Raw genomic sequence first — 10,535 nt, forward strand, 5'->3', positions numbered from 1 at the left:
GCCCACCACGCCTCCGCCGACGACGCCTCCGCCCACCACCCCGCCGCCCACGACGCCGCCGCCCGGCACCAAGGTCGACAACCCGTACCTGAACGCCCGGGGCTACGTGAACCCGGAGTGGAAGGCCCGGGCCGAGTCGGTCACCGGCGGCAACCGGGTGTCGAGCATCTCGACCGCCGTCTGGATCGACCGGATCGCCGCGATCGAGGGTACGGACAACAGCCAGTCCAACGGCCCGATGGGCATCCGGGACCACCTGGACGAGGCGCTGCGGCAGAACGCCGAGTACATCCAGTTCGTCATCTACAACCTGCCCGGCCGTGACTGCGCGGCGCTCGCCTCCAACGGTGAGCTGAAGGCCGACGAGCTGCCGAAGTACAAGGCGGAGTACATCGACCCGATCGCGGCGATCATGGGTGACGCGAAGTACCGCAACCTGCGGATCATCAACGTCATCGAGGTCGACTCGCTGCCGAACCTGGTGACCAACACCTCCAACAACCCGGGTGGCACCGTGATGTGCGACACGGTGAAGGCCAACGGCGCGTACGTGCAGGGTGTCGGTTACGCGCTGGCCAAGCTGGGCGCGCTCTCGAACGTCTACAACTACGTCGACGCCGGGCACCACGGCTGGCTCGGCTGGGACAGCAACTTCGTCCCGAGCGCCCAGGTCCTGAAGGAGGCCGCCACCGCCTCCGGCAGCACGGTCAACCACGTGCACGGCTTCATCACCAACACGGCGAACTACTCCGCCCTGATCGAGCCGTACGCGAAGATCAGCGACACGGTCAACGGGCAGACGGTGCGCCAGGCCAAGTGGATCGACTGGAACTTCTACAACGACGAGCAGAGCTTCGCTCAGGCGTTCCGGCAGGAACTGGTCCGGCAGGGCTTCCCGAGCGGCATCGGCATGCTGATCGACACCTCCCGTAACGGCTGGGGCGGCAGCGCCCGGCCCACCGGCGCGGGCCCGACGACCAGCGTGGACGCCTACGTGGACGGTGGCCGGGTCGACCGTCGCATCCACAAGGGCAACTGGTGCAACCAGGCCGGTGCGGGCATGGGCGAGCGGCCGAAGGCCGCGCCGGCGGCGGGTATCGACGCGTACGTCTGGGCCAAGCCCCCGGGCGAGTCGGACGGCTCCAGCCGCGAGATCCCGAACAACGACGGCAAGGGCTTCGACCGGATGTGCGACCCGACCTACACCGGTAACGACCGTAACGGCAACAGCCGCAGCGGTGCCCTGGCCGACGCCCCGATCTCGGGCGCCTGGTTCTCGGCGCAGTTCGCCGAGCTGATGCGCAACGCCTACCCGCCGTTGTCCTGACGGTCAGGCATACCGGCCGCCAGCAGTAGGTGAGGCGCTGCGGCGGCGGGTTCCCCGGGCCCCTGGTCCGACCGCACCGGTCGGACCAGGGGCCCCTCTCGCCGCGCGGCGCGGGTCCACTCGAACCGGGTGGGCCCGTACCGTGCTCAGGGCACCGTCTTCTCGATCGCCGCCCGGCCGGTCTCGGCCAGCTCACGCCGGGCGCGCTCGATGTTCTCGGGGGTGAGGTCCTGGCCTCGGGCCATCACCAGGTCCTCCGGGTCCCACGGCTGCTCGGCACCGGTACGGATGTCGGCCGGGGCGGCTCCGGTGCCGGTCCCGGTCGCGCCGGTGCCCGCCGCGTACGGGTCGGCGATGACGTCCTCGGTGGGCGCGTCGAGGTCGATCCGCTCACCCGGCCCGGCGAAGGCCGGGGTGTCCCGGTCGGCCCCGCCGCCGGTCATCAGCTCGGGCACGCCGCTGTCGTCGTCCACCGCCGCGGCCACCTCGGGGCGCTCCTCCAGCGGTCGGTCGCGATCCGTCATCCTGCCGCCCTCCTGTCCGCCGCACGGTTCCTCCGGCCCCCTGCGGGTACCCGCCGGTCACCGGGCCATGCCTACGACGACACGACGAAGGCGGGCGTCCCGTCCGGGGACACCCGCCTTCGACGGTGATCAGCGGCCGAGCACCCGGTCGAGGAAGTCGCGGTAACCGCGGACCGCCACCCGGAGCTGCTCGGTGTCGGGCGAGCCCGCATCCTGCCACCCGCCGAGCTTGCTCTTGTGCTCCGCCAGCGCCGCGGACAGCGCCTGCATGGCCTCGTCGACGAGCGACTGCGCCTGACCGGCGGCGGCCTGCGGGTCGTCCACGAAACGGAGCTGGACGTCACGCCAGCGGTCCCGGAAGCCCTGTGCGGTCGACTCGTCGAAGAGGGTCGCCGCGCCGGCCGGAACCGTCGATCCGGCGTCGGTGCCGCCGGCCGGCGACTGCCCGTCCGGGTCGACCATCGTCGGGGTGGCGCTGCCGTAACCGGGGCCGCCGGCCGCCGCCACGTCGGTGGTGTCGACGGTCGACGCGTCACCGGGGATGTCCCGCGACTCGATCCGCCCGTCGAGGTCGTCGGCCCGGTGGCCGCCCGGCCCACGGTCGACGGCCGTACCAGTGTCGTCGAGTTCGTCGAGGTCGTCGCCGCTCCGGTCGAACTCGGCGGTCGGGTCGGCCCGCAGCCCCTCCCGCTCACCGTCGACCGCGCCGTCGCCCGGCGCCGCGGTGCGCTCCTCGCGCGGGTCGATCTCGTCCTCCGGGCGCGGGCTGGCCAGCGCGGACGCGGCCACCGCGCCACCGACCGAGGTGGCACCGAAAGCGGTCGGCACCGGAGCGGGATCGGTCACCTCGTCGGCACGGTCGTCGTCGCCCGGCCGACCGTCCCAGGGGCGGTTGCGGTCGGTGGACTCCACCCGGTCGCGGTCCGTCGGCTCGTCGGTGTGGTCGAGGTCGTCCGGTACGTCCCGGTGGTCACCGTTCGGCGGCACTGCCACCGGGGCAGACCGGACGGCCTCGGGGTGGTCGTTGTTGAGCTGCTGCTCGTCTTGCCGCATGGTGCTCTCCTCAGCGGTTCGTGGCGTCATGGGCGGCCTCGGGGTGGCGCTGCTCCGGGGTGGTGGTCGACGCGACCGGTTCCTCGCCGAGCAGGTCGGCGAAGAGGGCGCGGTAGTGGACGACGGCCTGGCGAAGGTCCTCGGTGCCGGCCTCGCCCCGCGAGTTGCGCAGGTGGATCTCGTGCGCGTCCCGGTAGTGGCCGAGCGTCCGGGCGTGCTCGACGGAGAGGTGGGCGAGCTGGTCGGAGAAGTCACCGGTGGGGTAACCCCGCTCGGCGACGAGTCGCGTGACCAGTTCGTCGGCCTGACCGACGGTCTCGGCGGGGGAGTCGATGAAACGCACCTGGAGTTCCTCCCAGGCGGCGGCGTACCGGGCGCGGGACTCGGGGTCCAGCGGGACGAGTTCGAGATCCGCGTGCCGGCGTTCCCGGTCCCGCAGCTCGCGCTCGGCGTCGCTGCGACTGTCCCGCTCGGCGACGACGTGGTCGTACTCCGGGCCGAAGCGTTGCCGTAGCGAACGGCGGCGGCCGGCCACGACGACGGCCGCGGCCACGGCGGCGACCACCAGGATGACGAGGACGGTGACGACTATCTGCGTGGGCGACATGGCTCCTCCTTCGCTTCAGGTATTCCCTCCTGGCACTGATCGCCAATCCCGTTCCGGGGCACTTTCCTCATCCGGATCGGTGGTGGCCAGGGCGGAACGTCGTCCGAAGGGGGCGAAGGGCGGACAGTCACATCGACCGAGGCCGGGACCGGGACGGGCACCGCACGGTCGCCCGTTGCGGGCGGCAGGGGCGTCCTCGGTACGTCCGGCACCGTATAGGTAGTCTCGACAGACGGTAGTGCGTCCGGCGGGGATTACGTATCCTGCCCAAGGCGCCCGAACCCCGGCGCCCCGGCGGGCAGCCGAGGCGCGTGTCGGTGACGGTGCTGCCCGGCCGTGCCGGAGCCCTTCCAGCCACCCTCCCGGGCGAGGTCCGATTGAACACCCGCGACTGGCCGATCCGCTCCAAGCTGACCGCGCTGGTCGTGGTGCCGGTGACCGCGCTGCTGGCACTGTGGATCTTCGCGACCACGCTCACCTTCGGCCCCGCACTGGATCTGCTCGCCGCCCGGACCCTTCTGTACGACCTGGGCCGGCCGGGCGAGACGGTGGTGGCCGAGCTGCAACGGGAGCGGCGGCTCTCGGTGGTCCATCTCGGCTCGCCGCGCACGGTCTGCGGTCAACCACCGACCAACTGCGTACTGCCGGAGCTCGTCGCACAGCGGGACCGCACCGACATCGCGATCGCCGAACTCCAGCGCCGGGTCTCCGGAGAGCAACTGCGCGACGCCGCCGGTGAGCTGCTGGAGACCCGGCTGGACCGGCTCCTCGGCGAACTGGAGGCGCTGCCGTCGGGGCGTGCGTTCATCGATCGCCGGGACCTCGACCGGGCCGGGGTGATCGGTCTCTACAGTGGCATGATCTCGTCCGCGTTCCACACCTTCTCCGCGCTGGCGAACCTGCCGGACCAGGATCTCAACCGGGAGGCGCGGGCGCTGACCGACATCGGCCGCTCGCGGGAGCTGCTCGGTCAGACCGACGCGCTGCTGGCCGGCGCGTTGATCGGCGGACGACTCGCCGAGGGCGAGCACACGCTGCTCGTGCAGGGCATCGCCAACCAGCGCTTCCTGGCCGAGAGCGCGGTGGCCGACCTGCCGGAGCCGGACCGTGTGGCGTACCAGCGGTTGACCGAGCAGGACGAGTTCACGCAGTTGCGGCAGATGCAGGACGAGCTGGTCGCCGCCGATCCCTCGGCCCGACTCCGGATCGACCAGCAGGCCTGGCAGACCAGCTACGACACGGTGCAGCGGTCGCTGCGCGACTTCGAGCTGACCCAGGCCGACGGTCTGGCCGACCGCTCGGTGCCGATGGCGGTGCGCACCCTGGTCCGGCTGGCCGCCGCCGGGTTGCTCGGTCTGGTCGCCGTCGTGCTCTCGCTGGTCGTCGCGCTGCGGGTCGGCCGGTCGCTGGCGAAGCGGTTGACCCAGGTACGCGGCACCGTCAAGGAGGCCGAGGAGCGCCTGCCCGAGGTGGTGGAGCGGCTGCGCCGGGGCGAGCAGGTGGACGTGGCCCACGAGGCGCCGCTGGCCGACCGGGGCGCGGACGAGATCGGCCAGGTGGCCCAGGCGTTCACCGAGGTGCACAAGGCCGCGATCCGGTCCGCCATGGTCGAGGTGAGCCTGCGTCGCGGCCTCAACGAGGTCTTCCTGAACATCGCCCGACGCAGCCAGGGCCTGGTGCACCGGCAGCTCACCGTGCTCGACCGGATGGAACGCGACGCCGAGGACCCGGACCACCTGGCCGAACTGTTCCGGGTGGACCACCTCGCCACCCGGCTTCGGCGGCACGCCGAGGACCTGGTCATCCTCGCCGGTGCGGCACCCGGGCGGGGCTGGCGAAACCCGGTCGCCATGGTGGACCTGATCCGGGGCGCGATCTCCGAGGTCGAGTCGTACGACCGGGTGGACATCGTCAACGTCCAGGCCGCCGGCACGGTGGGTCGGGTCGTCGGCGACGTCATCCACCTGCTCGCCGAACTGATCGAGAACGCCACCGCGTACTCGCCGCCGGACTCCCGTGTGGAGATCTCGGGCGAGCACGTCGCCCACGGGTACGCGCTCTCCGTCACCGATCACGGGCTCGGCATGACGGCCGCCGCCATCGAGGAGGCCAACCGCAAGCTCGCCCGGTCACCGGACTTCGACCCGGCCGAGACCGCGCGGCTGGGGCTGTTCGTGGTCGCGCGGCTCGCCGCCCGGCACGACGTACGCGTGCGGTTGCGGGAGTCGGACGGGACCGGGCTGACCGCCGTGGTGCTGATCCCGGGGGCACTCATCACCGCCGAGCCGTCACCCCTGCCCGACCTGGACACTCCCGCCGGAGACGACCAGGCCACCACCCCGGAACAGCGCCGGCTGGCCCGGGCCACCCGGTTGACCACAGTGCCCCGGCAGACCACGCGATCACAGGCCGAGCCGGAGAAGCCGACCACCACCGAGGCGGTGCCGGCGAGTGCGACCGGTGGCCGGGGCGGTCCCACCTTCGGCTCCACGGTCGGCCCGGCCGAGGCGGACGGTCTGCCCCGCCGCATCCGTCAGCGGGGCCCGGCCGCCACCACGCCGTCGGCCGCCACCGCGTCGCCAGACACCGCCGTACCCTCCGCCGCCACCTCATCCCCGGTCGCCGACGCCGCCGGACCGGCACCGGTCGGGTCGACGCCCCCAGTGGCCTCCGGCACCGGTCCGTCCGGCACCGGTGCGTCCAGTGACGGGTCGTCCGGTCCGGCCGGGCACCGGGCGGCACCGCGCCGTGCGCAGGACGGCCTCGACGCGCCGACGGTGCAGATGCCGGCGGTGTCCTCGGCGATCGACGGGCCGACGATGCGGCAACCGGTGGTGGTCCCGCGCGGGCCGATCCGGCCGCTCGGCGAGCCGACCCCACGCAGCCCGGAGGAGGCCCGTCGGTTCATGTCGGCACTCCAGGCGGGCACCGCGCGGGGCCGACGCGCCGCCGTCGCGCCGAACGACGACGCGGGGTCCACCGGACCGTCCACCGGTGACGCGGTACGTACCGGACCGCCGAACGGCGAGGCGGGACGTAGCGGATCACCGACCGACCAGGCGGTGACGGCCGGAGCACCCACCGGAGAGGCCGGGCGTACCGGATCGCTCTCGCCGGGTCGATCCGGTGTGGCTTCCCCCGACCACGAGCAGGACCGAGACACCGAGCCGGCAGGGCCGCCGGCCGGTGACCCGGCGACTGTGCAACCCCCGACCGCGACTGAGAGGGACGCCTGATGCATTCGACGAGGCAGAGTGCCGATCTCGGCTGGTTGTTGGACGACTTGTTGGAGCGGGTACCGACCGCGCGGCAGGCGGTGGTGCTCTCGGCGGACGGGCTGCTCCTCGGCTGCTCCACCGGGATGGACAAGGCCGACGCCGAGCACCTCTGTGCGCTGGCCTCCGGACTGTCCAGCCTGGCCCGGGGCGCGAGCCGCCACCTCACCGGCGGGCCGGTGCGCCAGACGGTGGTGGAGATGGAGGACGCGTACCTCTTCGTGACGGCGGCGGGGCAGGGTGCCTGCCTCGCTGTCGCCAGTGACGCCGATGCCGACATCGGCCTGGTGGCGTACGAGATGGCGATGCTGGTGACCCGGGTGGGCGAGAATCTCGGGACACCGACCCGGGCGTCGGTGGGTGCCGCCGATGCGCACTGACTTACCGGGGAACCAGCACGAATGGCTCGACGCCGATGCCGGGCCGGTGGTCCGGCCGTACACGCTGACCGGTGGCCGGGTACGGGCCAGCGCGGACGCCTTGGACCTGGTGGCGTACGTGCTGGCGAAGCCGGACCCGGACCTCGGCGCCTACCCGGAGCTGTACCCGGAACACCGGCTGTTGGTGGAACTCGCCGGTCGGGGAACGCCGGTGGTGGAACTCGCCGCCGACCTCAATCTCGCCATCGGTGTGGTCCGGGTACTGCTCGGCGATCTACTCTCCCGGGGACTGGTCGCCGTGCACCAGCCGCCACGTGCCACGTACCTGCCCGACAACGACATCCTCAAGGCGGTGGTCGATGGACTCCGTGCGTTATGACGGCGAGCGGCGGGAACACGGTATCCCGATCGCGCTGAAGATCCTCGTCGCCGGTGGCTTCGGCGCCGGCAAGACGACGTTGGTCAGCGCGTTGAGCGAGGTCCGGCCGTTGCAGACCGAGGAGATCCTGACCGGGGCGGGCATCGAGACCGACGACCTCTCCGGGGTGGAGACCAAGTCGACCACCACGGTGGCGATGGACTTCGGCCGCATCACCATCAACGACGACCTCCAGCTCTACCTGTTCGGTACGCCCGGGCAGGACCGGTTCTGGTTCCTCTGGGACGAGCTGGCGTTCGGGGCGCTCGGTGCGGTGGTGCTGGCGGACACCCGGCGGCTGGCCGACTGCTTCCCGTCGATCGACTACTTCGAGCAGCGTGGCATCCCGTTCGTGGTCGGCGTCAACTGCTTCGACAACTCGCAGCGGTTCAGCCTGGAGGCGGTCCGCCGCGCTCTCGACCTCGACGGCAACGTGCCGATGGTGCTCTGCGACGCCCGCGACCGGCAGTCCGGCAAGACAGTGTTGATCTCCCTGGTCGAGCACGTGGCCCGGCAGCGGGGCGAGCCGGTGCCGGCCGCCTGACCCGGATCCCGGAGGCGGGCCGGGGCCGGGCTGCTCCGGGAAGGACCGGAGGTCCGTCGCGGATTCCAGGTCTAACCGGCCCGCATCGGGGCAAGGCTTCTGGTGAGATCGACACGACATTCGGCAGGGAGGCGGAACACGGTGGCGGTTCAGGGCGAGATCGTGCACATCGGCGGCTACACGGCGTCCAGCGGCGGCCGGGCCACCGGCATCGTCGCGGCCCGCCGGGATCCGCACACCGGCGACCTGACGTCGCTGGGCACGGTCGCGGTCACCGCGTCGCCGTCCTTCCTCGCCCGCCACCCCCGACTGCCGATGCTGTACGCGGTCAACGAACTACCCACCGGCGAGATCAGCGCCTGGCGGGTGGGGGCCGACGGAGAGCTGGACGCCGCCGGCACTCAGCCGACCGGTGGCGCGGATCCGTGCCACCTGGCAGTCACGCCGGACGGCGGGCATCTCGTGGTGGCCAACTACAGCAGCGGCAGCGTGACGGTGTTCCCGCTCGACGCCGACGGTGTCCCGGGCGCGCGTACCGACGTGGTGGCCCACCAGGGGCACGGGCCGGACCCCGAGCGGCAGGAGCAGGCGCACGCCCACATGGTCGTGCCCGGCACGGACGGCGCACCGCTGTTCGCCGTCGACCTGGGCACCGACTCGATCTACCGGTACGACCTCGACGCGGCGGGCGCACTGTCGCCCCGGGGTGCCCGGGTACGGACCGCCCCGGGGGTGGGGCCGCGGCACCTGGCCCGGCACCCGGACGGCCGGCGCTGCTACGTCTCGGGCGAGTTGGACGGCTCGGTCCTCACGTACGAGGTGGCCGGCGACGGTGGGCTCCAGGAACTCGGTCGGGTCGAGGCCAGCAGCAGGGGCGGGCACGTACAGCCGTCGGAGATCGCCGTGGGTGCCGACGGGCGTTTCCTCTACGTCGCCAACCGGGGAGTGGGCACGATCACCGTCTTCGCCCTCGGCGCGAAACTTCCGGAGCAGGTCGCCGAGGTGGACACCGGCGGCGAGTGGCCGCGCCACTTCGTCATCATCGGCGAGCACCTCTATGTCGCCGACGAGCGGGCGGATATGGTACGCATTTTTCTCCTCGATCGGGAGACCGGCGTACCGGCGCCACTGGGGGAGCCGCTGGTGGTCGCGAGCCCTACCTGCGTTCTGCCCTGATCGTGGGCCTGAGACATAGATGCATCCACATTGCGCCGTGACTTCGTCACGCAAAGTTATCAAATCGAGGGAAACTGTTTCTCCTCTGTAACTTTCGACCGAACGGCCATGGCAGTCCACCGGCGGGATACGCAAGATGGTCTGCGTGTCAGCAGGCCGCCATCGCATGCGTTCAGGTTTTCACGGCGCCGCCGCCGCGGCGGCGGTCGGCGTTCTCGTCGTCACGGCCGGGGGATGGGTCGGCTATCGCCAACTCGCGGGTCAGGACTGCTCGGGCAAGATCGAGCTGTCCGTCGCCGTGGCCAACGAGATCGCTCCCGCGGTGGACCAAGCGGCCACCGAGTGGGAGGAGAAGGGTGCCGCCGTCGAGGGGACCTGCATCGACGTGACGGTCTCGGCGGCCGACCCGGTCGAGGTGGCGGCGGTGGTGGCGGCCAAGCACGGCGCGACCCTGGCCGGCGTCGGCCAGGCCAGTGGCACCGCGGTGAGCCCCGATGTCTGGATCCCGGACTCCTCCACCTGGCTGCTGCGGCTCAAGACCGGTGGCGCGGCGGCCTTCGAGCCGGGCAACGGGGCGTCGATCGCCAGCAGCCCGGTGGTCGTCGCGATGCCCGAGCCGATCGCCGCCCGGCTGGGCTGGCCGCAGAAGGAACTCGACTGGACCCAGTTGCTGGCCCGGGTCAACAGCGACCGGCCGCTGCGGACCGGGATCGTGGAGCCGACCCGGGACGCCGCCGGGCTGTCCGGCCTGCTGTCGCTGATGACCGCGGCGTCGTCCACCGGTGGTGCCACCGCCGAGCAGGACCGGGTCGGCGCGTTGCGGGCGCTGGCGTCGGGCGCCTCGGCGCTGCGTCAGGACCTGCTCGCGAAGTTCCCGACCTCGACGGACAACACCACGCTCGCCAGTGCGCTCGGTGCGGCGGCCCTCTCCGAAGAGGACGTCATCCAGTACAACGCCCGCAAGCCTCCGGTGCCGCTGGCGGCGCTCTATCTCAAACCGGCGCCGCTGCCGTTGGACTATCCGTACGCGGTACTGCCCGGTATCGATCCGGCCAAGGCGTCCGCCGCCCGTGTGCTGTTCGAGGCGCTGACCACCTCGTCGTTCAAGGACAAGCTGGCCGCGCAGTCGCTGCGCGGGCCGGACGGGAACTGGGGGAGCGGCTTCGCCGCCCCGCAGGGCGCGCCCTCTCCGGCCGGTGGCGACGCCTCCGCAGCGCCCCCGCCGCAGGGC

General features: G+C 72.3%; 10 protein-coding genes. 7 read left to right on the forward strand and 3 right to left on the reverse strand.

The features are described from left to right. The coding region (locus tag EYA84_RS18205; protein ID WP_131054260.1) for a glycoside hydrolase family 6 protein at positions 1–1,327 on the forward strand (1,327 nt) is incomplete at its 5' end. A 146-nt stretch (positions 1,328–1,473) separates the two neighbouring features. Here EYA84_RS18205 and EYA84_RS18210 read toward each other — a convergent pair. The 3 genes from EYA84_RS18210 to EYA84_RS18220 form a co-directional block, all read right to left on the reverse strand. Next, positions 1,474–1,851, reverse strand: coding sequence for a hypothetical protein (locus tag EYA84_RS18210; protein ID WP_131054261.1), 378 nt, complete (start codon positions 1,849–1,851; stop codon positions 1,474–1,476). Positions 1,852–1,980: 129 nt separating this feature from the next. After that, positions 1,981–2,904, reverse strand: coding sequence for a hypothetical protein (locus EYA84_RS18215; RefSeq protein ID WP_131054262.1), 924 nt, complete (start codon positions 2,902–2,904; stop codon positions 1,981–1,983). Between the two features lie 10 nt (positions 2,905–2,914). Then, positions 2,915–3,511 (reverse strand): hypothetical protein, encoded by a 597-nt coding sequence (locus EYA84_RS18220; protein WP_131054263.1) that lies wholly within the window; start codon positions 3,509–3,511, stop codon positions 2,915–2,917. Between the two features lie 377 nt (positions 3,512–3,888). On the opposite strand from EYA84_RS18220, the gene EYA84_RS18225 reads away from it, so the two are divergent. From EYA84_RS18225 to EYA84_RS18250, 6 genes are all read left to right on the forward strand, one after another. Then, positions 3,889–6,747 carry a nitrate- and nitrite sensing domain-containing protein gene (locus EYA84_RS18225; protein ID WP_131054268.1) on the forward strand — a complete coding sequence of 953 codons (2,859 nt, stop codon included), beginning with the start codon at positions 3,889–3,891 and terminating at the stop codon, positions 6,745–6,747. After that, positions 6,747–7,166, forward strand: coding sequence for a roadblock/LC7 domain-containing protein (locus EYA84_RS18230; protein WP_176095081.1), 420 nt, complete (start codon positions 6,747–6,749; stop codon positions 7,164–7,166). Before EYA84_RS18225 ends, EYA84_RS18230 begins: the two co-directional genes overlap by 1 nt. Next, positions 7,156–7,545 (forward strand): DUF742 domain-containing protein, encoded by a 390-nt coding sequence (locus EYA84_RS18235; protein ID WP_131054265.1) that lies wholly within the window; start codon positions 7,156–7,158, stop codon positions 7,543–7,545. The genes EYA84_RS18230 and EYA84_RS18235 overlap by 11 nt, the downstream gene beginning before the upstream one ends. Beyond that, a complete protein-coding gene (locus EYA84_RS18240; RefSeq protein WP_131054266.1) occupies positions 7,526–8,128 on the forward strand; it encodes an ATP/GTP-binding protein in 603 nt (200 codons plus the stop codon). Before EYA84_RS18235 ends, EYA84_RS18240 begins: the two co-directional genes overlap by 20 nt. Before the next feature lie 141 nt (positions 8,129–8,269). Then, entirely contained in the window at positions 8,270–9,304 is a 1,035-nt protein-coding gene (locus EYA84_RS18245; protein ID WP_131054267.1) for a lactonase family protein, read from the forward strand. Positions 9,305–9,449: 145 nt separating this feature from the next. Next, positions 9,450–10,535, forward strand: a 1,086-nt coding sequence (locus tag EYA84_RS18250) for a substrate-binding domain-containing protein (protein WP_236145831.1), incomplete at its 3' end; no start/stop codon positions are given.

The organism is Verrucosispora sp. SN26_14.1 (assembly GCF_004307965.1).
GTDB lineage: Bacteria > Actinomycetota > Actinomycetes > Mycobacteriales > Micromonosporaceae > Micromonospora.

Coding starts and splice junctions, on each gene's coding strand:
- EYA84_RS18240 (WP_131054266.1), top strand. CDS start 7,526: ATGGACTCCGTGCGTTATGACGGCGAGCGGCGGGAACACGGTATCCCG.
- EYA84_RS18235 (WP_131054265.1), top strand. CDS start 7,156: ATGCGCACTGACTTACCGGGGAACCAGCACGAATGGCTCGACGCCGAT.
- EYA84_RS18215 (WP_131054262.1), bottom strand. CDS start 2,904: ATGCGGCAAGACGAGCAGCAGCTCAACAACGACCACCCCGAGGCCGTC.
- EYA84_RS18230 (WP_176095081.1), top strand. CDS start 6,747: ATGCATTCGACGAGGCAGAGTGCCGATCTCGGCTGGTTGTTGGACGAC.
- EYA84_RS18220 (WP_131054263.1), bottom strand. CDS start 3,511: ATGTCGCCCACGCAGATAGTCGTCACCGTCCTCGTCATCCTGGTGGTC.
- EYA84_RS18210 (WP_131054261.1), bottom strand. CDS start 1,851: ATGACGGATCGCGACCGACCGCTGGAGGAGCGCCCCGAGGTGGCCGCG.